The sequence below is a fragment of the Pseudomonas sp. PS01270 genome (assembly GCF_029959775.1).
GTDB lineage: Bacteria > Pseudomonadota > Gammaproteobacteria > Pseudomonadales > Pseudomonadaceae > Aquipseudomonas > Aquipseudomonas atacamensis.
In genome coordinates, this window is record NZ_JASCPT010000053.1 from 1 (window position 1) to 26,662 (window position 26,662).

Consider the following 26,662-nt stretch of genomic DNA (forward strand, 5'->3'; position numbering starts at 1 on the left):
GCCGAAGGCTGCGATCTTTTGATCTTGATCCTGAAAAGCAAAATCAAAAGATCGCAGCCTTCGGCAGCTCCTACAGGGCTCATCACAGTCGGATGACCTGCAATGACTAATATTCCCACCGACATCAAACTGCACAAAGCCTCGAAAACCCTGACGCTCACTTACGCGTCCGGCGAGGAATACACTCTGCCCGCCGAGTTTCTGCGCGTGCACTCTCCCTCCGCCGAGGTCCAGGGCCACGGCAAACCGATCCTGCAATTCGGCAAGCTCAACGTGGGTCTGAGCAAGCTGGAACCGGCTGGCAACTATGCACTGAAACTGACCTTCGACGACGGTCACGACAGCGGCCTGTTCACCTGGGAATACCTCTACGAACTCGGCAAGCGCCAGAACGAACTCTGGGGCGATTATCTTGCCGAGCTGCGCGCTGCCGGAAAATCCCGCGATCCGAACGAGTCGTTCGTCAAGCTGATGCTCTAGGCCGTGGCTCTTGCTCTTTAGAGGGCATTTTCTAACTTCATCTGTTTGAATGCTCCGCGCATACGGCCCCGGATCGGCCGCTTGCGAAAAAAATTAAACTCGGGTAACCAATGGAGCTGGCAAGTTCCCTGCAGTGCTCTACGACTGTAAAGCAGCTATGCAGAATCAACGGTCACCCGAGCAGTAGTACCCGGCATTGGCTGTGGAAGCGACAGCGTGAAACCGGGTACTCGTCTCAGGACAATGGAGCGTCGTAGATGAGTGACAAGAATAACGATGACCTGAAGTACCAAGCCTCGGAAAACACTCTGGGGCTTAACCCCGTCGTCGGGCTGCGCGGAAAGGATCTGCTGGCCTCTGCTCGAATGGTGCTGAAACAGGCCATCAGACAACCGATTCACAGCGTCAGGCACGTGACCCATTTCGGTCTCGAGCTGAAGAACGTGCTGCTGGGGAAATCCGCGCTGCAACCGGCCGGTGATGACCGCCGCTTTGCCGACCCGGCGTGGAGCCAGAACCCGCTATACAAACGTTATCTGCAAACCTACCTGGCCTGGCGCAAGGAACTGCATGCCTGGATTGATGACAGCAGCCTGTCCCCCAAAGACATCGCTCGCGGCCATTTCGTCATCAACCTGATGACCGAAGCCATGGCGCCGACCAATACGGCGGCCAATCCGGCGGCGGTCAAACGCTTCTTCGAAACCGGCGGCAAGAGCCTGCTCGATGGCCTCTCGCATCTAGCCAAGGATCTGGTGCACAACGGCGGCATGCCGAGCCAGGTCAATATGGGCGCGTTTGAAGTCGGCAAGAGCCTCGGCGTCACCGAAGGCGCGGTGGTGTTTCGCAATGATGTACTGGAGCTGATCCAGTACCGGCCGATCACCGAGCAGGTCCACGAGCGCCCGCTGCTGGTAGTGCCGCCGCAGATCAACAAGTTCTACGTTTTCGACTTGAGCCCGGACAAGAGCCTGGCGCGCTTCTGCCTGCGCAACAATGTGCCGACCTTCATCATCAGCTGGCGCAACCCGACCAAGGCCCAGCGCGAGTGGGGCCTGTCGACGTATATCGAAGCGTTGAAGGAAGCGGTCGACGTAGTCACCGCGATCACCGGCAGCAAAGACGTCAACATGCTCGGCGCCTGCTCCGGCGGCATTACCTGCACCGCCCTGCTCGGCCACTACGCCGCGCTCGGCGAGAACAAGGTCAACGCCCTCACCCTCCTGGTCAGCGTGCTCGACACCACCCTGGACAGCGACGTCGCCCTGTTCGTCGATGAGCAGACCCTGGAGACCGCCAAGCGCCACTCCTACCAGGCCGGCGTGCTCGAAGGCAAAGACATGGCCAAGGTCTTCGCCTGGATGCGCCCCAACGATCTGATCTGGAACTACTGGGTCAACAACTACCTGCTCGGCAACGAGCCGCCGGTGTTCGACATCCTGTTCTGGAACAACGACACCACTCGCCTGCCCGCTGCGTTCCACGGCGACCTGATCGAGATGTTCAAAAACAATCCACTGATCCGCCCCAATGCACTGGAAGTGTGCGGCACGCCGATCGACCTCAAGCAGGTCACCGCCGACATCTTCTCGCTGGCCGGCACCAACGATCACATCACGCCGTGGAAGTCCTGCTACAAGTCGGCGCAGTTGTTCGGCGGCAAAGTTGAATTCGTGCTGTCGAGCAGCGGCCATATCCAGAGCATCCTCAACCCGCCGGGCAACCCGAAATCGCGCTACATGACCAGCGAAGAGATGGCGGCGACTGCCGATGACTGGCAGGAAAACTCGACCAAGCACACCGATTCCTGGTGGCTGTACTGGCAGGCATGGCTGGCCGAGCGCTCGGGCAACCTGAAAAAGGCCCCGACGAAACTGGGCAACAAAGCGTACCCGGCAGGCGAGGCTTCGCCGGGCACTTACGTTCACGAGCGTTAACTGACACCACCCATTGTGGGAGAGGGCCTTGTGGCGAGGGGATTTATCCCCGTTCGGCTGCGAAGCAGTCGTGAATCGACTAGCCGCGATCAGTCTGACAAATCGCGGTTTCAGGATTCGGGGTCGCTTCGCAACCCAACGGGGATAAATCCCCTCACCACAAGGCCCGCTCCTACAGGAATACGGGTGGACTTGAAATCTACAGGGCCTCACGCATGCCGCAACCGTTCATATTCCGCACCGTCGATCTGGATGGCCAGACCCTCCGCACGGCGGTGCGTCCCGGCAAGCCTCATTTGACGCCTCTGCTGATTTTCAACGGCATCGGCGCCAACCTGGAGCTGGTGTTTCCGTTTGTCGCAGCGCTCGACCCGGATCTGGAAGTGATCGCCTTCGACGTGCCCGGGGTCGGCGGTTCGTCGACGCCGAACCGGCCGTATCGCTTCCCCGGCCTGGCCAAACTGACGGCGCGGATGCTCGACTATCTCGACTACGGCAAGGTCAATGTGATCGGCGTGTCGTGGGGCGGCGCCCTGGCGCAGCAGTTTGCCTACGACTACCCCGAGCGCTGCAAGAAACTGGTGCTGGCGGCGACCGCGGCCGGTGCGGTGATGGTCCCCGGCAAACCGAAAGTGCTGTGGATGATGGCCAGCCCGCGCCGCTACATTCAGCCATCCCATGTGATCCGCATCGCGCCGATGATCTACGGCGGCTCGTTCCGCCGCGATCCGACGCTGGCGGCCAGCCATGCGGCGAAAGTGCGCTCGGCGGGCAAGCTCGGTTACTACTGGCAGCTGTTCGCAGGCCTCGGCTGGACCAGCATCCACTGGCTGCACAAGATCCATCAGCCGACGCTGGTGCTGGCCGGCGATGACGACCCACTGATTCCGCTGATCAACATGCGCATGCTCGCCTGGCGCATTCCCAACGCGCAGTTGCACATCATCGATGACGGCCATCTGTTCCTGATTACCCGCGCCGAAGCGGTGGCGCCGATCATCATGAAGTTTCTCGAAGAGGAGCGTCTGCGCGCAGTCATGCACCCGCATCCGACCCCACTCGGCGGCTGATCGCGGCGGCCTGCTTTATGCAGCACTTTTCAAATCAAGCGCGCGGCAGGACGCCGCGCAGGCAGCAACCGGTAACAGCGTCTATGGTGTTCTGGTTCGGTGAGTGTGTTTTTGCCCTGAAGACGAAGGAGTGTTGAGTCATGCGCGAAAAACCAGCGACGGGCGTGGTGCCCAGCCCCGCCGTGTTTATCAACGCCCAAAGTGCGATCGCCGGTCTGCGTGGCAGGGATCTGCTGTCGACACTGCGCAGCGTCGCCGCCCACGGCTTGCGCAATCCGTTGCACAGCGCAAAGCATGCGCTGAAGCTTGGCGGGCAGTTGGGGCGCGTGCTGCTCGGCGAAACCCTGCACCCGACCAATCCGCAAGACAGCCGCTTCGCCGATCCGGCGTGGAGCCTCAACCCGTTCTACCGGCGCAGCCTGCAGGCGTATCTGGCCTGGCAGAAACAGGTCAAGAGCTGGATCGATGAAGGCGACATGAGCCCTGAAGATCGTGCCCGTGCGCACTTCGCTTTCACCCTGCTCAATGACGCCGTGGCGCCCTCCAACACCCTGCTCAATCCGCTGGCGGTCAAGGAGCTGTTCAATTCCGGCGGGCAGAGTCTGGTGCGTGGCCTGAGCCATCTGTTCGATGATCTGTTGCACAACGACGGCCTGCCACGGCAAGTGACCAAGCAGGCGTTCGAGGTCGGCAAAACCGTAGCGACTACCACTGGGGCTGTGGTGTTTCGCAATGAAATGTTCGAGTTGATCCAGTACAAATCGATGAGCGAAAAGCAGTACGCCAAGCCCTTGCTGGTGGTGCCGCCGCAAATCAACAAGTACTACATTTTCGATCTGAGCCCGCAGAACAGCTTCGTCCAGTACGCCCTGAAAAACAGCCTGCAGACCTTCATGATCAGTTGGCGCAATCCTGATGTGCGCCATCGCGAGTGGGGCTTGTCGAGTTACGTCGAAGCGGTCGAAGAAGCGATGAATATCTGCCGGGCGATTACCGGCGCCCGCGAAGTCAACCTGATGGGCGCCTGCGCCGGCGGCCTGACCATCGCCGCCCTGCAAGGGCACTTGCAGGCCAAACGGCAACTGCGCCGGGTTGCCAGCGCGACCTATCTGGTCAGTCTGCTCGACAGCCAGATCGAAACTCCAGCGACGCTGTTTGCCGATGAACAAACACTGGAAGCGGCCAAGCGTCGCTCGTATCAGAAAGGCGTGCTCGATGGACGCGACATGGCCAAGGTCTTCGCCTGGATGCGCCCCAACGATTTGATCTGGAGCTATTTCGTTAACAACTACCTGCTGGGCAAGGAGCCGCCAGCCTTCGACATTCTCTACTGGAACAACGACAACACCCGGCTGCCGGCGGCGCTGCACGGCGACCTGCTGGACTTCTTCAAGCACAACCCGCTGATCCACGCCGGCGGTCTAGAAGTGTGCGGTACGCCGATCGATCTGCAGAAGGTCAATGTCGACAGCTTCAGCGTCGCCGGCATGAACGACCACATCACGCCATGGGACGCGGTGTATCGCTCGACCCTGCTGCTCGGTGGCGAGCGACGTTTCGTGCTGTCCAACAGCGGCCACGTGCAGAGCATCCTCAACCCGCCGAGCAACCCGAAAGCTGCCTACGTCGAAAACGCCAAACTGAGCAGTGACCCGCGCGCCTGGTACTACGATGCCAGACACGTCGACGGCAGCTGGTGGCCGCAGTGGCTGGAATGGGTCGCGCAGCGCTCCGGCGCCCTTAACGAGACCCGCACAACACTGGGTAACCCGAACTATCCACCGATGGAAGCGGCACCCGGCACCTATGTGCATGTGCGCTGACGCTCAACCGAAATTTTCTAAGAAGACTGGATGAAAACCCGCGACCGGATTCTCGAATGTGCGCTGCAACTGTTCAACGAAAAGGGTGAGCCGAACGTTTCCACCATGGAGGTGGCCAACGAAATGGGGATCAGCCCGGGCAATCTCTACTACCACTTCCACGGTAAGGAACCGCTGATTCTCGGTCTGTTCGAACGCTTCCAGCACGAACTCGCACCCCTACTCGACCCGCCGCCGGACGTGGAGCTTGCACCGGAGGATTACTGGCTGTTCCTGCATTTGATCGTCGAACGACTGGCGCAATACCGGTTCCTGTTCCAGGACCTGTCGAACCTCGCCGGGCGCCTGCCGAAGCTGGCCAAGGGGATTCGCAATCTGCTCAATGCGCTGAAGCGCACGCTGGCGTCGTTGCTGGCGCGACTGAAGGCTTCGGGGCAACTGGTCAGCGATACCCAGGCCTTGGGGCAATTGGTCGAGCAGGTGACCATGACGCTGCTGTTCTCGCTGGATTACCAGCGGATTCTTGATCGTGAGGGTGAGGTCAGGTTGGTGGTTTATCAGATCATGATGCTGGTGGCGCCGCATTTGCTGCCGCCAGTGAAGGTGGCGACAGAGCGGATGGCCTTGCAATACCTTGAGGATCACGACTGACCCGAAAAGCCCCTCACCCTAACCCTCTCCCGGAGGGAGAGGGGACTGATTGGGGGATGTTCGCGAGCTACGCCGACCTGAGCGAGCTTCTTTGAATCGATAATCGACTCGATTTGTTCAGGTCGACGTATGACGCAGGACACCTCGGTCGGCTCCCTCTCCTTGGGGAGAGGGCTGGGGTGAGGGGCCGCTTGGAATGCACAAACAAAAACGCCCGGCCTTCACAGGCCGGGCGTTTTTGATTTGCCCTGAAATCAGGACTGACTGGATGGCGTCGACGGTGTCGATGCTGCAGTCGGGGTAGCGGCTGCCGTAGGTGCCGCAGCGGAGTTTGCCGCGTTGGCCGGAGCTGTTGGAGTAGTCGACGGCGCGGCGGCCGGTTTCGGCGCAGCGGCTTTCGGCGCGGCCGGTTTTTTCACTGCTGGCTTTTTCGCCGCAGCCGGTTTGGCCGCAGGCTTCGCAGCGGGTTTGGCGGCAGCGGTCTTCGCTGCTGGCTTGGCCGCTGGTTTCGCTGCAGCTTTAGCCGCAGGTTTTGCTGCTGCTTTGGTTGCCGGTTTGGCAGCGGCCTTGGCGGCAACCGGTTTGGCTGCCGCTTTGGCCGCAGGCTTGGCGGCTGCAGTTTTGGCCGCAGCCTTCGCTGCAGGTTTTGCCGCTGCTTTGGTCAGTGGCTTGGCCGCGGTTTTCGCCGCAGGTTTGGCCGCTGCAGTTTTAGTGGCAGGTTTCGCCGCAGCGGTTTTCGCCGCCACAGGCTGAGCTTTCAGACCGGTGAGTTTTTCGATCTGTTTGGTCAGCGTGTCGACCTTGGCGTTGAGCGCCTTCACCTCATTGCGGCTCGGCACACCCAGGCGCGAAATCGCGCTGTTCAGGCGCTTGTCGAAAGCGCCTTCCAGCTCGTCCCACTTGCCCATGGCGCGGTCTTTCACGCCGCTGATGCGCGACTTGGCCGAAGAGGTCGAGTCCTCGACTTTCTTGCCGACGGCAGTCTTGGTGAGCTTCTCGGCTTTCTCACCGTCTTTGACCAATGCATCGAAGAGTTTGCTGCCGTCAGTGTCGATCTTCGAGTACACGCCTAAACCAGCCAGCCAGATTTTGCGGGAGTAGGACTCGACCTTCCCGACCCACGAGCTGCTTTCTTTATCGGTGTTCTTTTTGCCAGCCATCCCGTTCTCCTTAAGATTTTCGCGCGACGCGTTCGAGCAATGCCGTCAGCTCATCGAGCTTAGCAGAGAGTGCCTCAACGTCATGTTTAGACGGAATGCCGATCCGATTCAAGGCGCTGGCCACACGGTTGTCGAAGGCCTTCTCGACCTTGTCGAGCTGAACCTCAACGCGACCCTTGAACGAGCTGACCTGAGTGGCCGCGTCATCGATCTCGGCGTTGGCCGCGAGGAGTTTTTCGCTGACGGCTTTTTTGCCTTTCTTTTCAACGGTTTGCCCGGCGGCGACGAGTTCTTGAAAGTACTCGCTGCCCTCCTGGCCGACCTTGGTGTAGGCGCCCAGGCCTGCCAGCCAGATCTTGCGGGCATAGGATTTTACGTCGCTCAGAGTGGAAGTCGGAGCGTCGATTTTTTTCTTCAAAATGACTTTGGCCATGGTGCACCTCACGCGCAGAAGGTTTGAGGAACTGCCGGACGAGTGTCGGGCTCAGGCACAAAGTAGGGAGAAAAATTAGAAAGGGCACCCTAACCAGCGGGAGCAACTCTAAACAAATGTGGGAGCGAGCCTGCTCGCTCCCACAGGGGATTGGATTTCAATCTGGAAATCAGGCCAGGGCTTTGTCGAGGGCTTTCTCGATCTCGGCTTTGATCATGCCGCTCATGGCCGACATCATCAGGCCCAGTTCGACGTCGACCCTGATCGAATCGTCCGCCACATGCACTTCACCTTTCACGCCCGAGCGTTTGAGGTTCAGGGTGTCGCCCGACCATTGCGGCTCCAGGCCGTATTGTTCATTGAGCTTTTTGGCCAGTTTGTCGGCCTTTTCGCGGGCGGCGTCCTTGCCCAGAGTGTGGGCGCGCTCAACACTGATTTTGGCCATGGAATGACTCCTGATGATTGAATGGCTGACGTTGAATCTTGACCGCATCTGCGGCAAATCGTCCCGAAGGTTGCCCATCTTACCTTTAGCCATTCCAAGACAAAGCATGGCTTGAGGATTAGAATGTCGCGCATTCTCTTTTGGTGACAGCGATATGACTGATCAGCGCAAAGGCAGCGATGCCGAACCCACCACTCACTTCGGCTTCAAAAACGTTCCGGAAAGCCAGAAAGCGGAAAAAGTCGCTGAGGTTTTCCATTCCGTAGCCGCTAAATACGACCTGATGAACGACCTTCTGTCGGGCGGCATGCACCGTCTGTGGAAGCGATTCGCGATCGAGCTTTCCGGCGTGCGCAGTGGCAACCGCGTGCTCGACATCGCTGGTGGCACCGGCGACCTGACCCGCAAGTTCTCGAACCTCGTCGGCCCGACCGGCCAGGTCGTGCTGGCCGACATCAACGAGTCGATGCTCAAGGTCGGCCGTGATCGTCTGCTCGATCTGGGCGTTGCCGGCAACGTCGAATTCGTCCAGGCCGACGCGGAAAAACTGCCGTTCCCGGACAACCATTTCGACTGCGTGACCATCGCCTTCGGCCTGCGCAACGTAACGCACAAAGAAGACGCGTTGCGTTCGATGCTGCGCGTACTCAAGCCCGGCGGACGCCTGCTGGTGCTGGAGTTTTCCAAGCCGACCAACGCACTGATGTCGAAAGCCTACGATGCCTACTCGTTCGCCTTCATGCCGCTGATGGGCAAGCTGATCACCAACGATTCGGAAAGCTATCGCTACCTGGCCGAATCGATCCGCATGCACCCGAATCAGGAAACCCTGAAGTCGATGATGGTCGAGGCCGGTTTCGACCGCGTGACCTATCACAACATGACCGCAGGCATCGTCGCCCTGCACCGCGGCATCAAACCCTGATGTTGCTCACCGGGCTGCTCGCCAGCGTCGAACTCGGCCTCAACCGGGTGCTGCGTCTCGACAGCACGGCGCTGCCGCGCTTGGCGCATCTGACCGGCAAAGTGATTGCCGTCGACTGCCGCAGCCCGGCGCTGCAACTGTTCATACTGCCCAGCGACGAAGGCCTGATGCTCGCTGCGCAGTGGGCAGCGGATGTCGATTGCACGTTGCGTGCTCCGGCTTCAAGCCTGGTGAAACTGGCCCTGAGCAAAGACAAGACCGCGGTGCTGCACGCACCCGAAGTCGAGCTCGATGGCGACAGCGGCGTGCTGCTGGAGCTGGCCGGCGTACTGCAGGATCTTGAGCTGGACTGGGAGTACGAACTCTCGCGCTGGCTCGGTCCGGTCGCCACGCAATTGCTCGGTGGTCACCTGCGCAGCCGCGCGCGCTGGTATCAACAAGGATTTGCCAGCCTCAACCAGAATCTTGCCGAATACCTCGCCGAAGAATCGCGCACCCTCGTCGGGCAGCGCGAAGCGGAAGCGCGATTCAGCGAACTGGACCGGATCAAACTTGATCTGGAACGACTCGAGGCGCGTTTCGAGCGCCTTTCCCGATCCCTCGACCCAAGCGATAACGCATGAAGCTGCTTGCCGTCCGCCGTCTGTTGCGCATCCAGCGCGTCGTGATCCGCTACCGCCTCGATGACCTGCTGTTCGATCTGCCACTGCCCTGGTTCCTTCTGGCCGTGCGCTTTTTGCTGCCGTGGCGCTGGCTGCCGCGCAAGCCGCTGGAACTCAACCGTGGTGCGCGCTTGCGTCTGGCGTTGCAGGATCTGGGGCCGATCTTCATCAAGTTCGGGCAGATTCTTTCGACCCGCCGCGACCTGTTGCCCGAAGACATCGCCGATGAGCTGATGCTGCTGCAGGACCGCGTGCCGCCGTTCGATTCGCAAGTGTCGATCAAGCTGATCGAAGAACAGCTGGGCAAGAAAATCAGCGAAGTGTTCAGCCGTTTCGACGTTGCCCCGCTGGCCTCGGCCTCGGTGGCGCAGGTGCACGCGGCGCAGCTCAAAAGCGGCGAAGAAGTCGTGGTCAAGGTGATTCGCCCGGGCCTGAAACCGATCATCGCGCAGGATCTGGCATGGCTGTTCATCCTCGCCCGCGCGGCGGAAAAATTCTCTGCTGACGCGCGCCTGCTGCACCCTGTCGATGTGGTGCAGGATTACGAAAAGACTATTTACGACGAACTCGATCTGTTGCGCGAGGCGGCCAACGCCAGCCAGTTGCGCCGCAACTTCGAAGGCTCGCAGCTGCTTTATGTACCGCAAGTCTATTGGGACTGGTGCCGGCCGAAAGTGCTGGTCATGGAGCGCATCTACGGCATTCAGGTCACCGATCTGGCGACCCTCGCCGACCAGCGCACCGACATGAAAATGCTCGCCGAGCGCGGCGTGGAGATTTTCTTCACGCAAGTGTTCCGCGACAGCTTCTTCCACGCCGACATGCACCCGGGCAACATTTTCGTCAGCACGGTCAATCCGTGGAGCCCGCAATACATCGCGATCGACTGCGGCATCGTCGGCAGCCTGACCCCGGAAGACCAGGATTATCTGGCGCGCAACCTGTTCGCCTTCTTCAAGCGTGACTACCGCCGTGTGGCGCAGTTGCACATCGATTCGGGGTGGGTGCCGGCGGAAACCAAACTCAACGAATTCGAAGCGGCGATCCGTACGGTGTGCGAACCGATCTTCGAAAAACCGTTAAAAGATATTTCATTTGGCCAGGTGCTGATGCGCCTGTTCCAGACCGCTCGCCGTTTCAACATGGAAGTGCAGCCGCAATTGGTGCTGTTGCAGAAGACCTTGCTGAACATCGAAGGCCTCGGTCGTCAGCTGTACCCGGATCTGGATCTGTGGAACACCGCGCAGCCGTTTCTCGAGCGCTGGATGCGCGAACGCGTCAGCCCGAAAGCCTTGCTGGGCAACGTGCAGAGCCAGCTGGAGCAGATTCCGCACCTGTCGAACATGGCCCGCGATCTGCTCGAACGCATGTCGCAACCCCACGCCAAAGACCCACCGCCGCCGTGGCGCAAACGCAAGGACGACTGGTTCCTGCGCCTGCTCGGCTGCGCGCATCTGGCCGGCGGCGCGATCCTCGCAGCGGGTGGTCCGTTGACCGATTGGTCGCACTGGCCCGCCGGAATCATGGTGGCGGTCGGTTTGTATCTGGTCGTTCGCCGATAGCACGAATCAGCTGCAAGTTATAAGCTGCCAGCTTCAAGCTTGACGCTACAGGCACGCCGCAACGTGCGTTTACTTGCAGCTCGAAGCTCATCGCTTGCTGCTGCTTTTCGAGATTTGACGATGAAAAACTGGCTGGACGAGATCAAGTGGGATGCTGACGGCCTGGTGCCGGCGATTGCCCAGGATCACAAGACCGGGCGCGTATTGATGATGGCCTGGATGAACCGCGAAGCGCTGGTACTGACCGCTGCGGAAAATCGTGCAATCTACTGGTCACGTTCCCGTGGCAAGCTGTGGCGCAAGGGCGAAGAGTCCGGTCATGTGCAGACACTGCATGAGATGCGCCTGGACTGTGATGCCGACGTGATCATCCTGATGGTTGAACAGATCGGCGACATCGCCTGCCACACCGGCCGTCAAAGCTGCTTTTACCGGGTCTTCGAAAACGGCGACTGGAAAACGGTCGACCCGGTACTGAAAGACCCGCACGCTATCTATTCCGCAGGACACACACATGAGTGACACCCTGACCCGCCTCGCTCAGGTACTTGAAGAGCGCAAAGGCGCAGCCGCCGACAGCTCGTATGTCGCCAGCCTGTATCACAAGGGGCTGAACAAGATTCTGGAGAAAGTCGGCGAAGAGTCGGTCGAAACCATTATTGCCGCCAAGGATGCCGCGATCAGCGGCGATTGCAGTGATGTGATTTACGAGACCGCCGACCTGTGGTTCCACAGCATGGTCATGCTCGCCCAACTGGGGCAGCATCCGCAGGCCGTGCTGGATGAACTGGACCGTCGCTTCGGCCTGTCCGGACATGTCGAGAAAGCCTCGCGTCCGTCCGCCTGAACAACTTTTAGAGAGGAATCGCCACATGGGCATTTTTGACTGGAAACACTGGGTCGTCATTCTGATTGTCGTGGTGCTGGTATTCGGTACCAAGAAACTGAAAAACCTCGGCACCGACGTTGGCGAATCGATCAAGGGCTTTCGCAAAGCCATGAACGACGACGAAAAACCGGCCGAACCGAACGTGACCCCGCCGGCCCAGCCAGTGCCACCGGTGCAGCCGCAAACCACCGCTCAGGCCAACCCGCCGCGCACCATCGACGTGCAGGCGCAGAAAGTCGAAGAGCCGATCCGCAAAGACGTGTGAGCACTGACTAATGTTTGGTATCAGCTTCTCTGAACTGCTGCTCGTCGGCCTCGTCGCCCTGCTGGTGCTCGGCCCCGAGCGTCTGCCGGGCGCGGCGCGCACCGCCGGTCTGTGGGTCGGCCGCCTGAAGCGCAGCTTCAACGCGATCAAACAGGAAGTTGAACGTGAAATCGGTGCCGACGAGATCCGTCGGCAACTGCACAACGAACATATTCTGTCGCTGGAGCAAGAGGCGCGGAAGATTTTCAATCCGAACCAGCAGGAGCCGACGCCGGCGCAGCCGCCCGCTGAGCCGACGATTCACAGCGCTGCCGCTCCCACTGCACCTGCACCTGCACCTGCACCTGTTGTAACACCGCCAGGACCGGCGCCGGTTACTACAGACACATCGGTTGAACACGTAGCGCCCTCCGCCGCGCCGACTACACCAGCGCCTCAAGACCCTACACTGCCGCCGCGAGCCCCATGAGCGATCTCCCCGAAAACGACCAGCACATGCCGCTGGTTTCGCACCTCACCGAGTTGCGCACCCGCCTGCTGCGTTGCGTGGCGGCGATCTTCATTATCTTTGCCGGGCTGTTTGCGTTTACCCAGCAGATCTACACCTTCGTCTCGACGCCGCTGCGCCAGTACCTGCCGGTCGGCGCGACGATGATCGCCACCGACGTGTCGTCGCCGTTCCTGACGCCGCTGAAACTGACGATGATGGTTTCGCTGTTTCTTGCGATTCCAGTGATCCTGCATCAGATCTGGGGCTTTATTGCGCCAGGCCTGTACAAGCATGAAAAACGCGTCGCGGTGCCGCTGCTGATCTCCAGCATCCTGCTGTTCTACATCGGCATGGCGTTCGCCTATTACTTCGTCTTCCCATTGATCTTCAAATTCTTCGCCGCTGCCACCCCGGCCGGCGTGGAGATGATGACCGACATCGCCAGCTACCTCGATTTCGTCATGACGCTGTTCTTCGCCTTCGGCGTGGCGTTCGAAATCCCGGTGGCCGTGGTCCTGCTGGTGTGGATCGGCGTGGTCGACGTCAAATACCTGAAGAAGATCCGCCCGTACGTGATCATCGGCTGCTTCGTGGTCGGCATGATCCTGACCCCGCCGGACATCTTCTCGCAGACCCTGCTGGCTGTGCCGATGTGGATGCTGTTCGAGATCGGCATTCTCTTCGGCGCGCTGGTCAGCAAGCGCGAACGCCCGGACGAAACGCCGGCCGACGACCACAACGACCAGCCGCCAGCGACCCAGGCATGAACCTGCTGCTGCTCGAAGAGGCCGACTTCATTGCGGCCGACCGCGTGATCCTGCGCGACCGGCGCCTGACCCACATGCAGGAAGTGCATCGCTCGGAAGTGGGCGACAGCCTGCGCGTCGGGCGCATCAACGGGTTGATGGGTTCGGCCGAGTTGCTGCGCCTCGAAGCGGGCGAAGCGGAGCTGCGCATCAGCCTCGATCAGCCACCGCCGGCCAAGCTGCCGCTGACCCTGGTGCTGGCCCTGCCCCGGCCGAAAATGCTCCGCCGCGTGTTCCAGACCGTCGCGACGATGGGCGTGGCCAAGGTGATTCTGGTCAACAGCTATCGCGTCGAAAAAAGCTTCTGGCAGACGCCATTTCTGGAGCCGGAAGCGATTCGTGAGCAGTTGATCCTCGGGCTCGAACAGGCTCGCGATACGGTGTTGCCGGAGATCGTCATCGAAAAGCGCTTCAAGCCTTTTGTTGAAGATCGCCTGCCGGCGATCGCCGAGGGCACACTAGGCCTGGTCGGCCACCCCGGCAACTTCCCGCCCTGCCCGCGCGCCCTGAGCGAACCGGTGACCCTGGCCATCGGCCCCGAGGGTGGCTGGATTCCTTACGAAATCGATCTGCTGGCCAAATCCGGCCTGCAACCGGTGCAACTGGGCGAGCGCATCCTGCGCGTCGAAACCGCCGTCACCGCCCTGCTCGCACGCCTGTTCTGACGCAACCGCGTCGGACAAAAGGCGTTACAGATTGCCATCACCCAGCCGATACAGCCCCTATAAGTCCAATTAAGTGGTCCGAAGGGAGTGGTCGCATGTACCGTTGGTTAGCCGAGAGTCTTGGAAACGTCAGCGTCAAACGCAAGCTGGGCATCGGTTTCGGCCTGGTGCTGTTGCTGACGCTGTTGATCACGTTCACCGGCTGGACCGGCATGAGCGGCATCATCAGCCGTGGCGACAAGCTCGGCTTCATTTCCAGCCTCAATGAGCTGACCAAAGACCTGCGCCTGGCGCGCATGGACTACGACATGCGTCGTGGTGAACAGGGTCCGGGCGCGGTCAATGAATTGCTCAGCAAACTCGAAAGCGGTCTGCAATCGGCACGCGGCATGATCGAGCAGCCATCCGATGTGGCGATGGTCGATCAACAGCTTGCTGCGGTCGCCGAATACAAACGCGCTTTCGGCGCAATGACCCAGGCCACCGTCCAGCGTGAAGATGCGCGGAGCAAGCTTGGCGCCAATGCCGATAATGCCGTGGCCGAGGTCGGTGAAGTCGAAAGTGCACTGCTGCAAGGTGACAGCGTTGCGCAGTACAACGCGGTGATCGAGCTGAGCAAACTGTTGCAGCAGGCGCGCTATCAGGTGCGCGGCTACACCTACAGCGGCAAGGCCGATGCCGAGCAACCGGCGCTGACCGCCATCGACAACGCCCTTAAAAACCTCGAAAGCCTGCCGACCCGAGTGCCAGAGCAGCACATCGCCAACCTGCAGCAGGCCACCGACTCGCTCAAGGCCTATCGCGCCGCCGTCGCTCAGTTCCGTGATTCACAGGTCAAGAACACCGCCGCACTGGCCAACATGTCGGCTCAGGGCGACATCCTGATCGCGGCCAGCAAGAAGCTCACTGAATCGCAAACCGTGGTGCGCGACACCGATGCTGCCCATGCCAAGAACATGCTGCTGGTCGCCACTGCGCTGGCACTGGCCTTCGGTCTGATTGCGGCTTGGGCGATCACTCGACAAATCATCATTCCGCTGACCCAGACCCTGAAAGTCGCCGAGCGCGTGGCCGCCGGCGACCTGACCCACAACCTGGTTTCCCTGCGTCGCGATGAACTCGGTCAATTGCAGCGCTCGATGCAAAGCATGACCCAGGGCCTGCGCGAGTTGATCGGCGGTATCAGCGACGGCGTCACGCAGATCGCCAGCGCCGCTGAAGAGCTTTCGGCGGTGACTGAGCAGACCAGCGCCGGGGTCAATAATCAGAAGATCGAGACCGATCAGGTCGCCACCGCCATGAACGAAATGGCCGCCACCGTGCAGGAAGTCGCACGCAACGCTGAAGAAGCTTCCGAGGCAGCTGTCGCCGCTGATCAACAGGCCCGCGAAGGTGACAAGGTCGTCGGCGAAGCCATCGCGCAGATCGAACGTCTGGCGGTCGAGGTCGGCCACTCCACCGAAGCCATGGGCGAGCTCAAGCGTGAAAGCGACAAGATCGGCAGCGTCCTCGATGTGATCAAGTCGGTGGCCCAGCAAACCAACCTGCTGGCCCTCAACGCCGCCATCGAAGCGGCCCGCGCCGGTGAAGCCGGACGTGGTTTCGCCGTGGTTGCCGACGAAGTGCGCAGCCTCGCCCAGCGCACGCAGAAGTCCACCGAAGAGATCGAAGAGCTGATCGTCGGTCTGCAAAACGGCACTCAACAAGTGGCGACGATCATGGACAACAGCCGCAGCCTCACCGACAGCAGCGTCGAACTGACCCGGCGCGCCGGCGGCTCGCTCGAAAGCATCACCCGCACTGTGTCGGCGATCCAGGCAATGAACCAGCAGATCGCCGCCGCTGCCGAGCAGCAGAGCGCCGTGGCCGAAGAGATCAACCGCAGCGTGCTGAACGTGCGCGATGTGTCGGATCAGACCTCGGCGGCGAGCGAGGAGACTGCCGCATCCAGCGTTGAACTGGCGCGACTGGGCACGCATCTGCAGATGCTGGTGGGCCGCTTCAAAGTCTGAGTTGATGCAAAACCCCGGTTCGCCTGTAACCGAGGTGATGCCATTCGCGAGCAGGCTCGCTGCCACCTTGGAATGCGTTTCCCTGTGGGAGCGAGCCTGCTCGCGAAGGCAGCGGCGCGGTATGCGCGTCGTAGGTAACGGGCGCGCCAATTCGGCGACGGATGTTTTGCACTGGTTTTAGGTTTGATCGGTGTTTGTTCGCAGCTCAACAACGGACATAAAAAAACCCCGCTGAATCAGCGGGGTTCTCTTATCAGGCCGGCTGAGCCTGCAGGCTCACCGGTCGCAGCGGCAGCAACGGCGCGTGCGGATCGGCTTTCACCGAAGCGCGCCAGGCGTCCAGCCACTCAGCGTGACCTTCGGCCCAGACCTGCTCGTGCAGGCGTGCCAGTGCGACAGGGTCGCTAAGCAGTTGCAGGCGATCATGGTTGTTCAGCCCGGCCGGGCCGACCTTGATCGCGTGACGCACACGTTCCTGACGCAGCCACTCGATCGGCTCGGCCTGGCCGTGACGCGAGGTCGCCAGCGAGCACGCCAGGGCGTTCTGCTGAGGATCGACCACGGCGCGGACGAAGCCGTCGTTGAGGGCGTGATAGCGGTTCTCGTGGGTGTACTGATCGGTTGCCAGCAAGGCCTGTGGCGGATTGTATTCCTCAGGGATGAGGAACAGGCTCTCGTCACGGGTCTTCAGGCCCAGGCCGACACGGCTGGAGATCACCGATACCGGGATCGACAGCATCAGCGAACCGACGATCGGCACCAGCCACCAGAGGAAGCTCGGGTTCAGCCAGATCACCAACAGCGCCCACAAGAAGCCCAGCAACGTCTGCGGACCGTGACGCTTGACCGCTTCGCTCCACGGCGTCGAGTCGTCGTCACGCTGCGGCGAGTTCCAGGTCGCGGCCCAGCCGAGGAACGCGGCGAGGACGAAGCGGGTGTGGAAAATCATCCGCACCGGCGCCAGCAGCATGGAAAACAGCATCTCCAGCAGCATCGACAGGGTCACCTTGAACTTGCCGCCGAACTCCTTCGCGCCCTTGGCCCAGATCAGGATGATGCTCAACAGCTTCGGCAGGAACAGCAGCACGATGGTCGTCGAGAACAGCGCGATGGCCTTGTCCGGGTGCCATTGTGGCCACAGCGGATAGAGCTGGCGCGGTTCGAGGAAGTACTGCGGCTCCATCAGCGTGTTCACCGCCAGCAGCGCGGTCGACAACACCAGGAAGAAGAACCACAACGGCGCCGACAGGTAAGACATCACGCCGGTGAGGAACACCGCGCGGTGCACCGGGTGCATGCCCTTGACCAGGAACAGGCGGAAGTTCATCAGGTTGCCGTGGCACCAGCGCCGGTCACGCTTGAGCTCGTCGAGCAGGTTCGGCGGCAACTCTTCGTAACTGCCCGGCAGGTCGTAGGCAATCCACACGCCCCAGCCGGCACGGCGCATCAGCGCAGCTTCGACGAAGTCGTGGGACAGGATCGCACCGGAGAACGCGCCCTTGCCCGGCAACGGCGCCAAAGCGCAGTGGTCGATAAACGGCTTCATGCGGATGATCGCGTTGTGACCCCAGTAGTGGGATTCACCCAACTGCCAGAAGTGCAGACCGGCGGTAAACAGCGGGCCGTACACGCGGGTCGCAAACTGCTGCATCCGCGCATACAGGGTGTCCATGCCCGACGCACGTGGCGCGGTCTGGATGATCCCGGCGTCCGGCGTGGCTTCCATCAGGCGCACCAGACTGGTCAGGCACTCGCCGCTCATCACCGAGTCGGCGTCGAGCACGACCATGTACTTGTAGTCACCGCCCCAACGACGGCAGAAGTCGTCGAGGTTGCCGCTCTTGCGTTTCACACGACGGCGACGACGGCGATAGAAGATCTTGCCGAAGCCCTTGGCCTCGCGGCAGACATCCAGCCAGGCCTGTTGCTCGGCGACGCAGATATCGGTGTCGTTACTGTCGCTGAGGACGAAAAAGTCGAAGCGATCCAGATCACCGGTGGCCGCGACTGATTCGAACGTCGCACGCAGACCGGCGAATACACGCGGCACGTCTTCGTTGCAGATCGGCATCACCAGCGCAGTACGCGCATCTTTTGGAATCGGCTCGTTACCAGCGCTTTTCCCGGAGATACGGTATTTATCGTGGCCAGTGAGCAACTCAAGGAAGCCCATCAGTGCGGTCCAGAAACCGGCCGAGACCCAGCAGAACAGAATCCCGAACAGAATCAGGATGCTGGTTTGCAGCGCATACGGCAGCACTTGCGTGGCGGTTTGCAGCAGCGGCTGATGCAGGACTTCTTCCAGATCGACGAACGACCAGCCCTGGTACGGCATGATGCCTTTCATGTACCAACCGGCAACGATGGTCTGGCCGAGCATCAGCAGCAACAGAATGTAGCGGCGGATCGAACCGACGGTGCGCCAGCGCGCGGCCGGCAGGACATTGGCGTCCTTCGGCGGCTGCGGCGGGTTGGTGCGCCCGGTCAGACGGCGCCAGCCACGCACCAGGATATTGGTGCGCCATGGCTCCGGCACGACCTTGGTGCGGCGGATCGGCGGGGTCGCCTTGAGGCTGACCCGACCACTGGCGTCGAGCACCAGCATTTCCGCTTCAGCCAGTTCTTCGGCAGTGCTCAGGGTCAGACGCTTGCCCACCGAAGCCTGGGCGGCTTCGGCAGGGGCGTCGAATGTCGAGGACGACAGGCGTTCATGCAGCTCGCTGAACGACTGGCAACCCGCGAGTTCCGCGCGTTGCTCGTCGGTCATCGGCAGATGCGCCAGATACTCGGACAGAGTCTCTGGCTGTACTGGTGAATTACTCATCGGCAGGCAACTGATAGCTCCAGGTCTCGGTCAGGACTTCTTCAGTCGGCGCCGATTCCGGTGTGGCTGGGGCCGCGTCGGCAGCGACTGGCTGCTTGGCGTCTTTGTTGGCCTTGTCCTTGGCGTCGGCTGCAGGCTTGGCTTCAGCCTGTTTGGCTTCGGCGGCCTTGGCTTCCTTGTCGAGTTTTTCCTGTTGCTTGGCGGCAACCTTGTCAGCCTTGGCAACCGACGAATTGGACGCCGGCACCGATTTGCCCAGATCTGCGGTGACTACCGGCTGAACCAGGGCGGCGCGCATCTCGGTCGCTTTGCTCGGATCCTTGATCTTCATCCGCAGGGTCAAACGCCAGCCCTTGGTTTCCGGGTTGTAGCGCACGCTGTTCTCGACCAGTTCGGCGTTGTCACCGACGCTGACCTGACTGCGCACGTCGGCATCCGGCGTCAGGGCCGCCAGCGATGGACCTTCGAAGTCGACCAGATAGGCCACGCTGCCATCGGGCTGACGGATCAGGTTCGATTGCTTGACGTCACCGGTCGAACGCAGGGTCTGTGCCACCCAGGCGCTGTCCGGCGCATGGAGTGCTGCTTCGTCCATGGTCCAGTGCATGCGGTAGGCGAAGTCCAGCGGCTGGCCTGGCTCCGGCATTTTTTCCGGGCTCCAGAACGCAACGATGTTGTCGTTGGTTTCGTCAGCGGTCGGAATCTCTACCAGATCGACAGTACCCTTGCCCCACTCGCCCTTCGGCTCGATCCAGGCGCTTGGGCGCTTGTCGTAGCGGTCGTCGAGGTCTTCGTAGTGGCTGAAATCACGGCCACGCTGCAACAGACCGAAACCACGCGGGTTCTCGACGCTGAAGTTGCTCACGGCCAGGTGTTTCGGGTTGTTCAGTGGACGCCAGATCCACTCGCCGTTGCCGGCATGGATCGACAGACCGCTGGAGTCGTGCAGTTCACGACGGTAGTTGAGGACTTTCGACGGCTGGTTGGCGCCGAACAGGAACATGCTGGTCAGCGGCGCGATGCCCAGTTTGCCGACCTTGTCACGCAGGAACATCTGCGCCTTGACGTCGACGATGGTGTCGCTGCCCGGACGCAGGATCAGACGGTAGGCACCGGTGGCACGCGGTGAGTCGAGCAGAGCAAAGATCACCAGGTGCTTGTCGCCTGGCTTGGGCTGCTGAATCCAGAACTCGCGGAAACGCGGGAACTCTTCACCCGACGGCAGCGCGGTATCGATCGCCAGACCACGGGCCGACAGACCGTAGGTGTGGCCCTTGCCAACGACGCGGAAGTAACTCGCGCCGAGCATGGTCATGATCTCGTCTTGCTTGTCGGCCTTGTTGATCGGGTACAGCACACGGAAACCGGCATAGCCCAGTTGTTCGGTGGCTTTCGGATCGAATTTCAGATCGCCGAAATCGAAGCGGCTCGGATCGTATTTGATCTCCGAGACGGTATTGGTGGTGATTTCGTTGATTTTCACCGGTGTATCGAAGTGCATACCCTGGTGATAGAAGGAGAGCTTGAACGGCGTCTTCTGATCGGCCCACTCAGCCTTTTCGGTGAGGAAGCGGATCTTCTGATAGTCCGCGAACTTCATTTCGCGGAATTCGTTCGGCAGGTTGCTGCGCGGGGCTTCGAACTTCTGCCCGGCCAGCTCTTTGGCCTTGGCCGATACGTCGTCAAGATTGAACGCCCAAAGCTGACCGGCGCTGAGCAGGCACAGGAGCGCCGAACCCGCTACCAGAGCACTTCGCATGCGTTTGGCAGACATTTTTGCTGCATTACAGGGACTAACAATCACGAGCAACCCTCGCCGAAAACAGATCAATAAACCAACGGCCAGCTATCTTTATGCCAGGTTGGCGAGCATTGTTCCGACTCCGCCGGGGCAAAATGATTCCCCAATCGGATCCAGACAAGTCTCTACCTAAGTCAAAACGGATCAACGAATGTCGATCCCCGCAGCGCGCGATTATCTAGTAGCCCGGATGACAACGCATCAGGGGTAACAAAGTATTTATCGCGAAAACAGCCTAAAAACAGTCGAAATTGCCGAAAAAGATGTTTCAGGCACTGTCAGGTCTGTAACAGGAAGGTTACCGGGCCATCGTTGACCAGGTGCACCTGCATATCGGCGCCGAATCTACCTGATGCCACAGTGCCATGCACCTGTTTCGCCTGACTCAATAAATAGCCGAACAATTCTTCACCCAGCGCCGGCGGTGCGGCCGTGGAAAAGCTCGGACGCAGGCCGCTTTTGGTGTCGGCGGCGAGAGTGAACTGAGAGACCAGCAGCAACCCGCCACCCACATCCGCCAGGGACAGATTCATCTTGCCCTCGGCGTCACTGAATACCCGATAGTTAAGCAGCTTATGCAGAAGTTTGTGGGCGCTGGTACGCGTGTCGTCGGGTTCTACCGCCACCAGCACCAGCAAACCCTGATCGACCGCGCCGACTACCTCGCCGGCGACCTCTACCCGCGCGCCGCGTACGCGTTGCAACAGCGCCTTCATGCTTCTTCGAGTGGCAGGTCGAGCAGGCGCTGGGCCATTTTGCTCGCGGCGCGCACCAGCGCATCGGTGATGCCCGGCTCGGACGCGGCGTGGCCGGCGTCGCGGATCACCTGCAATTCGCTGTTCGGCCAGGCCTGGTGCAATTCCCAGGCGTTGTCGAGCGGGCAGATCACGTCATAGCGACCGTGAATGATCACGCCGGGCAGATGAGCGATCTTGCCCATGTCGCGGATCAGCTGGTTCGGCTCAAGGAAGGCGTTGTTGGTGAAGTAGTGGCATTCGATCCGCGCAATCGACAGCGCGCGTTGCGGCTCGGAGAAACGATCGACCACCAGCGGATTCGGGCGCAGGGTCGCGGTGCGCCCTTCCCAGGTCGACCACGCCTTCGCCGCATGCATCTGGGCGATCTGATCGTTGCCGGTCAGGCGTTTGTGGAAAGCGTTGAGCAGGTCGTCGCGCTCGTCCAGCGGGATCGGCGCGATGTAGTCCTGCCAGTAATCGGGGAACAGACGGCTGGCGCCGGCCTGATAGAACCATTCGATTTCCTGCGGACGGCACAGGAAAATCCCGCGCAGAATCAGACCATGGACCCGCTCCGGGTGGGTTTGCGCGTAGGCCAGCGCCAGGGTCGAACCCCAGGAGCCGCCGAACAACACCCATTTTTCAATGCCCAGGTGTTTGCGGATGCGCTCCAGGTCCTCGACCAGATCCCAGGTGGTGTTGTTTTCCAGGCTGGCGTGCGGGGTGGAGCGACCGCAGCCGCGCTGGTCGAAGGTGACAATGCGATACAGATTCGGATCGAAATAGCGCCGGCTCTGGGCGTCACAGCCGGCGCCGGGGCCACCGTGGATGAATACGACCGGCAATCCTTCCGGCGAGCCGCTTTCATCGACGTACAGCGTATGGGTGTCATCGACAGCCAGATCGTGCCGGGCGTGGGGTTTGATCTGCGGAAACAAAGTCTGCATTGCGCGCTCCGTAAGGGTCGAGGTCATCCCTGGGGGGACTCGTATTATTCTGCCGTTGGGCATCATAAACCCGATTTGCGTCAATGAGCATGCTCCGGGGCCTGATCGTTCCCACGCTCTGCGTGGGAACGCCTCTTGGGACGCTCCGCGTCCAGTGACGCGGAGCGTCACGGGCTGCATTCCCACGCAGAGCGTGGGAACGATCAAAACGCGGTGTGTCATTCGGCCTGGTTGTCGGCTGAACGGACGCCTTCGCGAGCAGGCTCGCTCCCACAGCGGTTAGGCGCTGTAGTGAGATTTTGCCCAGACCAGATAGCCCTGCAGCAATTCCCTGAGCACCACCCGCGTCGGTTCGGCGAGGTCGGCGCGGTAGCGGAACGGTTCGAACTCTTCCATGTAGGTGGACTGGCACAGTTCCAGCTGCACGGCATGGATGTTCTGCGCCGGGTCGCCGTACTGGCGGGTGATGTGTCCGCCCTTGAAGCGACCGTTGAGCACATGGGTGAACTGCTCGTGCTGCGCGCAGATCGCTTCCAGTTGACTGGCCAATTGCGGATCACAGCTGGCGCCATTGAAGGTGCCGAGGTTGAAGTCCGGCAGTTTGCCGTCGAACAGGTGCGGGATGATCGAGCGGATCGAGTGCGCATCGAACAACAGCGCGTAGCCGAATTCGGCTTTCAATCGCGCCAGCTCTTGCTGCAAGGTGCGGTGATACGGCGTCCAGATCTGCTCCAGGTAAGTCGCGCGCTCCTCTTTCGACGGTTCCAGACCTTGCTGAAACAACGGAATGCCGTCGAACAACGTCGCCGGATACAACCCGGTGGTCGCCCCGGCATACAACGGCTTGTCGTCGGACGGCCGGTTGAGGTCAATGACGAAACGCGAATAGTCAGCCGCCAGGGTACTCGCGCCCAGTTCCTCGGCAAAATCGTAGAGCTGCGGGATATGCCAGTCGGTGTCCGGCAAACTCTTCGCGGCGGGGATCAACCCGGCTTCGACAGCCGGGGTCAGACGCACGCCAGCGTGGGGCATGCTGATCAGCAGCGGCACGCGGCCTTGTTTGAAATTCAGTACCTTGTCCACAACCGTTCTCCTACAGATTCGATTCGACGCCGTGACGCACGACGCGCTTGTCCAGATCGCCACCGAGCCAATAGGCCAGATCCGCCGGACGCTCGATGTCCCACGCGACAAAGTCGGCGACCTTGCCAACCTCCAGCGAGCCATGGGTCTGCGCCATGCCCAGCGCCTGCGCGGCATGGATGGTCGCCCCGGCCAGAGCTTCTTCCGGGGTCATGCGGAAACAGGTGCAGGCCATGTTCAGCATCAGACGCAACGACAGCGCCGGCGAGGTGCCGGGGTTGAGGTCGCTGGCGATGGCGATTTTCACCTTGTGTTTGCGCAGCGCGTCCATTGGCGGCAATTGGGTTTCGCGCAGGAAGTAGAACGCGCCTGGTAGCAGCACGGCGACGGTGTCAGCAGCGGCCATGGCGATGGCATCGTCCTCATCCATGAACTCCAGGTGATCGGCGGACAAGGCTTTGTAGCGCGCGGCGAGGCTGGAGCCGTGCAGCGAGGACAACTGCTCGGCGTGCAGCTTTACCGGCAGTCCGAGTTGTTGCGCGGCGACGAACACCCGCTCGACCTGCTCCGGCGAAAACGCCAGATATTCGCAGAACGCATCCACGGCATCGACCAGACCTTCGGCGGCAAGGGCCGGGAGCATCTGCTCGCAGACCAGATCGATGTAATCGTCGGCGCGATCCTTGTACTCCGGCGGCAAGGCGTGCGCCGCCAGGCAAGTGCTGCGCACGCTGATCGGCAGCTCTTCGGCCAGGCGCCGGATGACCCGCAGCAGCTTGCGCTCGTTGGCCAGATCGAGACCGTAGCCCGACTTCATTTCCACCGTGGTCACGCCGTCGCGCATCAGGCTTTTCAGGCGTTTGGCGGCGCTGGCGAACAACTCGTCTTCGCTCGCTTCACGGGTGGCGCGCACGGTGCTGGCGATGCCGCCGCCCTGCGCGGCGATCTCGGCGTAGCTGACGCCTTGCAGACGCTGCTCGAACTCGCCGCTGCGGTTGCCGCCGAACACGGTGTGGGTGTGGCAGTCGATCAGACCGGGGGTGACCCACGCACCCTGCAAATCATTGACCGCCGGGTATTCGCCGGACGGCAATTGAGTGCGCGGGCCGATCCACTCGATCAGCGTGCCGGATGTCACGATCGCGGCATCCTCGATGATCGAATAGGCGCCGTTGGCCATGGTTGCGACGTGGCAGTGTTGCCAGAGGGTTTTCATCCCGGTTCCTCTTATAGTGATCGTTCCCACGCTCTGCGTGGGAATGCAGCCCGTGACGCTCCGCGTCACTGGACGCGGAGCGTCCCTTGAGGCATTCCCACGCAGAGCGTGGGAACGATCAGTGGGTAGGGTTAAAGGCTCGGCAAAAGCTTCGCCGGCACCAGCTCGGTCAAGCACCGCGACGCCAGCAATTGCGTCGCCGCATTGATGTCCGGCGCAAAGAAGCGGTCCTTTTCATAGAACGGCACTTCCTTGCGCAAAATCGCCCGTGCCTGTTCCAGCTTCGGCGAGGTCTTCAGACCGTTGCGCAGATCCAGGCCCTGCACTGCCGCCAGCCATTCCACGGCGAGAATGCCGCGAGTGTTCTCAGCCATTTCCCACAGCCGCTTGCCGGCGGCCGGGGCCATCGATACGTGGTCTTCCTGGTTGGCCGAGGTCGGCAGGCTGTCCACCGAATGCGGATGGGACAGCGCCTTGTTTTCGCTGGCCAGTGCTGCCGCAGTTACTTGCGCGATCATGAAACCGGAGTTCACCCCGCCATTGGCCACCAGGAACGGCGGCAGTTGCGACATGTGCTTGTCCATCATCAGCGAGATGCGGCGTTCGCTCAGCGAGCCGATTTCTGCGATGGCCAGGGCCATGTTGTCAGCGGCCATGGCCACTGGTTCAGCGTGGAAGTTGCCGCCGGAAATCACGTCGCCTTCAGCGGCGAATACCAGCGGGTTGTCGGAAACCGCGTTGGCTTCCACTGCCAGCACTTCAGCGGCCTGACGGAACTGGGTCAGGCAGGCGCCCATGACTTGCGGCTGGCAGCGCAGCGAATACGGGTCCTGAACCTTGTCGCAGTTCTGATGCGAGGCGGAGACTTCGCTGCGCTCGCCAAGCAGATCGCGGTAGGCGGCAGCGGCATCGATCTGACCTTTCTGCCCACGCGCGGCATGAATGCGCGCGTCGAACGGCGAGCGCGAACCGAGCACGGCTTCAACAGTAAGACTGCCCAGCGCCACTGCACCGGCAAACAGGTCTTCGCCTTCGAACAAACCGCGCAGGGCAAACGCCGTGGAAACCTGGGTACCGTTGAGCAGCGCCAGACCTTCTTTAGCCGCTAAAGTCAGGGGCGCCAGGCCGGCGACTTTCAGCGCTTCGGTGGCTTCAAGCCATTCGCCCTTGTAGCGGGCCTTGCCCTCGCCCAGCAGCACCAGCGACATGTGCGCCAACGGCGCCAGATCCCCCGACGCACCGACCGAACCTTTCAACGGAATATGCGGATAGACCTCGGCATTGATCAGCGCGATCAGCGCATCGATCACCTGCCGACGGATCCCGGAAAAACCACGGCTGAGACTGTTGACCTTGAGCACCATGATCAGTCGCACCAGCTCATCGCTGATCGGCTGGCCGACCCCGGCCGCGTGCGAGAGCACCAGCGAACGCTGCAGGTTTTCCAGGTCTTCACTGGCGATGCGCGTCGAGGCCAGCAGACCGAAACCGGTGTTGATGCCGTAGGCGGTGCGGTTCTCGGCAAGGATCTGCTCGACGCAGGCGACGCTGGCCTCGATCTGCGCGCTGGCGCTGTTGTCGAGGGTCAACGTGACCGGATGCTGGTAGACGTCACGCAGTTGGGCCAGGCTCAGTTGGCCGGGGATCAGGTTCAGCGCAGTCATTAAAATGCTCCTTTTGAGAGTTTGTTATTAACTACCAGTCGCTCCGGAGCATTCCGTTATCCGTCGTTTCTCGTCTTGTGAACGATCCACGCCTTGGCACGCTGGTATGGGTAGT

General features: G+C 61.1%; 25 protein-coding genes. 15 read left to right on the top strand and 10 right to left on the bottom strand.

The features are described 5' to 3' along the window. Nucleotides 1-102: 102 nt before the first annotated feature. The 5 genes from QMX86_RS15820 (at nt 103) to QMX86_RS15840 (ending at nt 5,961) form a co-directional block, all read left to right on the top strand. Nucleotides 103-480, top strand: coding sequence for a DUF971 domain-containing protein (locus QMX86_RS15820; protein ID WP_073471595.1), 378 nt, complete (start codon nt 103-105; stop codon nt 478-480). A 257-nt stretch (nt 481-737) separates the two neighbouring features. Further along, nucleotides 738-2,417 (top strand): class II poly(R)-hydroxyalkanoic acid synthase, encoded by a 1,680-nt coding sequence (phaC, locus tag QMX86_RS15825; RefSeq protein WP_041477559.1) that lies wholly within the window; start codon nt 738-740, stop codon nt 2,415-2,417. 215 nt (nt 2,418-2,632) lie between these two features. Continuing rightward, nucleotides 2,633-3,487, top strand: coding sequence for a poly(3-hydroxyalkanoate) depolymerase (phaZ, locus tag QMX86_RS15830; protein WP_076565220.1), 855 nt, complete (start codon nt 2,633-2,635; stop codon nt 3,485-3,487). 140 nt (nt 3,488-3,627) lie between these two features. Then, the gene (phaC, locus tag QMX86_RS15835; RefSeq protein ID WP_122751640.1) at nt 3,628-5,310 is read left to right on the top strand and encodes a class II poly(R)-hydroxyalkanoic acid synthase; all 1,683 of its coding nucleotides are present in this window, start codon (nt 3,628-3,630) and stop codon (nt 5,308-5,310) included. A 30-nt stretch (nt 5,311-5,340) separates the two neighbouring features. Further along, complete coding sequence (locus QMX86_RS15840) at nt 5,341-5,961, top strand: TetR/AcrR family transcriptional regulator (protein WP_024011259.1); 621 nt, start codon at nt 5,341-5,343, stop codon at nt 5,959-5,961. Between the two features lie 254 nt (nt 5,962-6,215). Here the strand turns inward: QMX86_RS15840 and QMX86_RS15845 are convergent, their stop codons facing one another. The 3 genes from QMX86_RS15845 to QMX86_RS15855 all read right to left on the bottom strand — a co-directional run bounded on the left by QMX86_RS15845 (nt 6,216) and on the right by QMX86_RS15855 (nt 7,999). Continuing rightward, nucleotides 6,216-7,121: a phasin family protein gene (locus QMX86_RS15845; RefSeq protein ID WP_122751639.1), complete on the bottom strand. Its 906-nt coding sequence runs from the start codon at nt 7,119-7,121 to the stop codon at nt 6,216-6,218. Nucleotides 7,122-7,131: 10 nt separating this feature from the next. Then, nucleotides 7,132-7,554: a phasin family protein gene (locus QMX86_RS15850; protein ID WP_016772067.1), complete on the bottom strand. Its 423-nt coding sequence runs from the start codon at nt 7,552-7,554 to the stop codon at nt 7,132-7,134. Between the two features lie 169 nt (nt 7,555-7,723). Next, nucleotides 7,724-7,999 (bottom strand): polyhydroxyalkanoic acid system family protein, encoded by a 276-nt coding sequence (locus QMX86_RS15855; RefSeq protein ID WP_016772068.1) that lies wholly within the window; start codon nt 7,997-7,999, stop codon nt 7,724-7,726. 154 nt (nt 8,000-8,153) lie between these two features. On the opposite strand from QMX86_RS15855, the gene ubiE reads away from it, so the two are divergent. From ubiE to QMX86_RS15905, 10 genes are all read left to right on the top strand, one after another. Then, nucleotides 8,154-8,924, top strand: a complete 771-nt coding sequence (ubiE, locus tag QMX86_RS15860) for a bifunctional demethylmenaquinone methyltransferase/2-methoxy-6-polyprenyl-1,4-benzoquinol methylase UbiE (RefSeq protein WP_016772069.1) — start codon at nt 8,154-8,156, stop codon at nt 8,922-8,924. Then, a complete protein-coding gene (locus tag QMX86_RS15865) occupies nt 8,924-9,547 on the top strand; it encodes an SCP2 domain-containing protein (RefSeq protein ID WP_071174136.1) in 624 nt (207 codons plus the stop codon). The genes ubiE and QMX86_RS15865 overlap by 1 nt, the downstream gene beginning before the upstream one ends. Beyond that, the gene (gene ubiB / locus QMX86_RS15870) at nt 9,544-11,148 is read left to right on the top strand and encodes a ubiquinone biosynthesis regulatory protein kinase UbiB (protein WP_122751638.1); all 1,605 of its coding nucleotides are present in this window, start codon (nt 9,544-9,546) and stop codon (nt 11,146-11,148) included. Before QMX86_RS15865 ends, ubiB begins: the two co-directional genes overlap by 4 nt. 120 nt (nt 11,149-11,268) lie before the next feature. After that, complete coding sequence (gene hisI / locus QMX86_RS15875; protein WP_122751637.1) at nt 11,269-11,670, top strand: phosphoribosyl-AMP cyclohydrolase; 402 nt, start codon at nt 11,269-11,271, stop codon at nt 11,668-11,670. Continuing rightward, entirely contained in the window at nt 11,663-11,995 is a 333-nt protein-coding gene (locus QMX86_RS15880; RefSeq protein ID WP_003220849.1) for a phosphoribosyl-ATP diphosphatase, read from the top strand. Before hisI ends, QMX86_RS15880 begins: the two co-directional genes overlap by 8 nt. Nucleotides 11,996-12,020: 25 nt before the next feature. Then, nucleotides 12,021-12,302, top strand: coding sequence for a twin-arginine translocase TatA/TatE family subunit (locus tag QMX86_RS15885; protein ID WP_282384158.1), 282 nt, complete (start codon nt 12,021-12,023; stop codon nt 12,300-12,302). 10 nt (nt 12,303-12,312) lie between these two features. Further along, nucleotides 12,313-12,771 (top strand): Sec-independent protein translocase protein TatB, encoded by a 459-nt coding sequence (gene tatB / locus QMX86_RS15890; protein WP_110644829.1) that lies wholly within the window; start codon nt 12,313-12,315, stop codon nt 12,769-12,771. Continuing rightward, nucleotides 12,768-13,559: a twin-arginine translocase subunit TatC gene (gene tatC, locus QMX86_RS15895; protein ID WP_016772075.1), complete on the top strand. Its 792-nt coding sequence runs from the start codon at nt 12,768-12,770 to the stop codon at nt 13,557-13,559. Before tatB ends, tatC begins: the two co-directional genes overlap by 4 nt. Further along, a complete protein-coding gene (locus QMX86_RS15900) occupies nt 13,556-14,263 on the top strand; it encodes a 16S rRNA (uracil(1498)-N(3))-methyltransferase (RefSeq protein ID WP_071174134.1) in 708 nt (235 codons plus the stop codon). The genes tatC and QMX86_RS15900 overlap by 4 nt, the downstream gene beginning before the upstream one ends. A gap of 95 nt (nt 14,264-14,358) precedes the next feature. Beyond that, nucleotides 14,359-16,275, top strand: a complete 1,917-nt coding sequence (locus tag QMX86_RS15905) for a methyl-accepting chemotaxis protein (RefSeq protein ID WP_282384164.1) — start codon at nt 14,359-14,361, stop codon at nt 16,273-16,275. 253 nt (nt 16,276-16,528) lie between these two features. Here QMX86_RS15905 and mdoH read toward each other — a convergent pair whose 3' ends face one another. The 7 genes from mdoH to hutH all read right to left on the bottom strand — a co-directional run bounded on the left by mdoH (nt 16,529) and on the right by hutH (nt 26,547). Continuing rightward, nucleotides 16,529-19,099: a glucans biosynthesis glucosyltransferase MdoH gene (gene mdoH / locus QMX86_RS15910; protein WP_073471586.1), complete on the bottom strand. Its 2,571-nt coding sequence runs from the start codon at nt 19,097-19,099 to the stop codon at nt 16,529-16,531. After that, nucleotides 19,092-20,873, bottom strand: a complete 1,782-nt coding sequence (locus tag QMX86_RS15915) for a glucan biosynthesis protein G (RefSeq protein ID WP_162098724.1) — start codon at nt 20,871-20,873, stop codon at nt 19,092-19,094. Before QMX86_RS15915 ends, mdoH begins: the two co-directional genes overlap by 8 nt. A 305-nt stretch (nt 20,874-21,178) precedes the next feature. Then, the gene (gene dtd, locus QMX86_RS15920; RefSeq protein WP_282384166.1) at nt 21,179-21,616 is read right to left on the bottom strand and encodes a D-aminoacyl-tRNA deacylase; all 438 of its coding nucleotides are present in this window, start codon (nt 21,614-21,616) and stop codon (nt 21,179-21,181) included. Beyond that, nucleotides 21,613-22,584: a prolyl aminopeptidase gene (gene pip / locus QMX86_RS15925; RefSeq protein ID WP_073471584.1), complete on the bottom strand. Its 972-nt coding sequence runs from the start codon at nt 22,582-22,584 to the stop codon at nt 21,613-21,615. Before pip ends, dtd begins: the two co-directional genes overlap by 4 nt. Nucleotides 22,585-22,863: 279 nt before the next feature. Continuing rightward, entirely contained in the window at nt 22,864-23,667 is an 804-nt protein-coding gene (hutG, locus tag QMX86_RS15930; protein ID WP_282384168.1) for an N-formylglutamate deformylase, read from the bottom strand. A 10-nt stretch (nt 23,668-23,677) separates the two neighbouring features. After that, the gene (gene hutI / locus QMX86_RS15935; protein ID WP_282384170.1) at nt 23,678-24,883 is read right to left on the bottom strand and encodes an imidazolonepropionase; all 1,206 of its coding nucleotides are present in this window, start codon (nt 24,881-24,883) and stop codon (nt 23,678-23,680) included. 131 nt (nt 24,884-25,014) lie between these two features. Then, a complete protein-coding gene (gene hutH / locus QMX86_RS15940) occupies nt 25,015-26,547 on the bottom strand; it encodes a histidine ammonia-lyase (protein ID WP_282384172.1) in 1,533 nt (510 codons plus the stop codon). Between the last annotated feature and the right edge of the window lie 115 nt (nt 26,548-26,662).

What these genes read in the sequence shown, in the direction of transcription:
- QMX86_RS15820 (WP_073471595.1), top strand. Translation starts at nt 103, where the DNA reads ATGACTAATATTCCCACCGACATCAAACTGCACAAAGCCTCGAAAACC.
- phaC (WP_041477559.1), top strand. Translation starts at nt 738, where the DNA reads ATGAGTGACAAGAATAACGATGACCTGAAGTACCAAGCCTCGGAAAAC.
- phaZ (WP_076565220.1), top strand. Translation starts at nt 2,633, where the DNA reads ATGCCGCAACCGTTCATATTCCGCACCGTCGATCTGGATGGCCAGACC.
- phaC (WP_122751640.1), top strand. Translation starts at nt 3,628, where the DNA reads ATGCGCGAAAAACCAGCGACGGGCGTGGTGCCCAGCCCCGCCGTGTTT.
- QMX86_RS15840 (WP_024011259.1), top strand. Translation starts at nt 5,341, where the DNA reads ATGAAAACCCGCGACCGGATTCTCGAATGTGCGCTGCAACTGTTCAAC.
- QMX86_RS15845 (WP_122751639.1), bottom strand. Translation starts at nt 7,121, where the DNA reads ATGGCTGGCAAAAAGAACACCGATAAAGAAAGCAGCTCGTGGGTCGGG.
- QMX86_RS15850 (WP_016772067.1), bottom strand. Translation starts at nt 7,554, where the DNA reads ATGGCCAAAGTCATTTTGAAGAAAAAAATCGACGCTCCGACTTCCACT.
- QMX86_RS15855 (WP_016772068.1), bottom strand. Translation starts at nt 7,999, where the DNA reads ATGGCCAAAATCAGTGTTGAGCGCGCCCACACTCTGGGCAAGGACGCC.
- ubiE (WP_016772069.1), top strand. Translation starts at nt 8,154, where the DNA reads ATGACTGATCAGCGCAAAGGCAGCGATGCCGAACCCACCACTCACTTC.
- QMX86_RS15865 (WP_071174136.1), top strand. Translation starts at nt 8,924, where the DNA reads ATGTTGCTCACCGGGCTGCTCGCCAGCGTCGAACTCGGCCTCAACCGG.
- ubiB (WP_122751638.1), top strand. Translation starts at nt 9,544, where the DNA reads ATGAAGCTGCTTGCCGTCCGCCGTCTGTTGCGCATCCAGCGCGTCGTG.
- hisI (WP_122751637.1), top strand. Translation starts at nt 11,269, where the DNA reads ATGAAAAACTGGCTGGACGAGATCAAGTGGGATGCTGACGGCCTGGTG.
- QMX86_RS15880 (WP_003220849.1), top strand. Translation starts at nt 11,663, where the DNA reads ATGAGTGACACCCTGACCCGCCTCGCTCAGGTACTTGAAGAGCGCAAA.
- QMX86_RS15885 (WP_282384158.1), top strand. Translation starts at nt 12,021, where the DNA reads ATGGGCATTTTTGACTGGAAACACTGGGTCGTCATTCTGATTGTCGTG.
- tatB (WP_110644829.1), top strand. Translation starts at nt 12,313, where the DNA reads ATGTTTGGTATCAGCTTCTCTGAACTGCTGCTCGTCGGCCTCGTCGCC.
- tatC (WP_016772075.1), top strand. Translation starts at nt 12,768, where the DNA reads ATGAGCGATCTCCCCGAAAACGACCAGCACATGCCGCTGGTTTCGCAC.
- QMX86_RS15900 (WP_071174134.1), top strand. Translation starts at nt 13,556, where the DNA reads ATGAACCTGCTGCTGCTCGAAGAGGCCGACTTCATTGCGGCCGACCGC.
- QMX86_RS15905 (WP_282384164.1), top strand. Translation starts at nt 14,359, where the DNA reads ATGTACCGTTGGTTAGCCGAGAGTCTTGGAAACGTCAGCGTCAAACGC.
- mdoH (WP_073471586.1), bottom strand. Translation starts at nt 19,099, where the DNA reads ATGAGTAATTCACCAGTACAGCCAGAGACTCTGTCCGAGTATCTGGCG.
- QMX86_RS15915 (WP_162098724.1), bottom strand. Translation starts at nt 20,873, where the DNA reads ATGTCTGCCAAACGCATGCGAAGTGCTCTGGTAGCGGGTTCGGCGCTC.
- dtd (WP_282384166.1), bottom strand. Translation starts at nt 21,616, where the DNA reads ATGAAGGCGCTGTTGCAACGCGTACGCGGCGCGCGGGTAGAGGTCGCC.
- pip (WP_073471584.1), bottom strand. Translation starts at nt 22,584, where the DNA reads ATGCAGACTTTGTTTCCGCAGATCAAACCCCACGCCCGGCACGATCTG.
- hutI (WP_282384170.1), bottom strand. Translation starts at nt 24,883, where the DNA reads ATGAAAACCCTCTGGCAACACTGCCACGTCGCAACCATGGCCAACGGC.
- hutH (WP_282384172.1), bottom strand. Translation starts at nt 26,547, where the DNA reads ATGACTGCGCTGAACCTGATCCCCGGCCAACTGAGCCTGGCCCAACTG.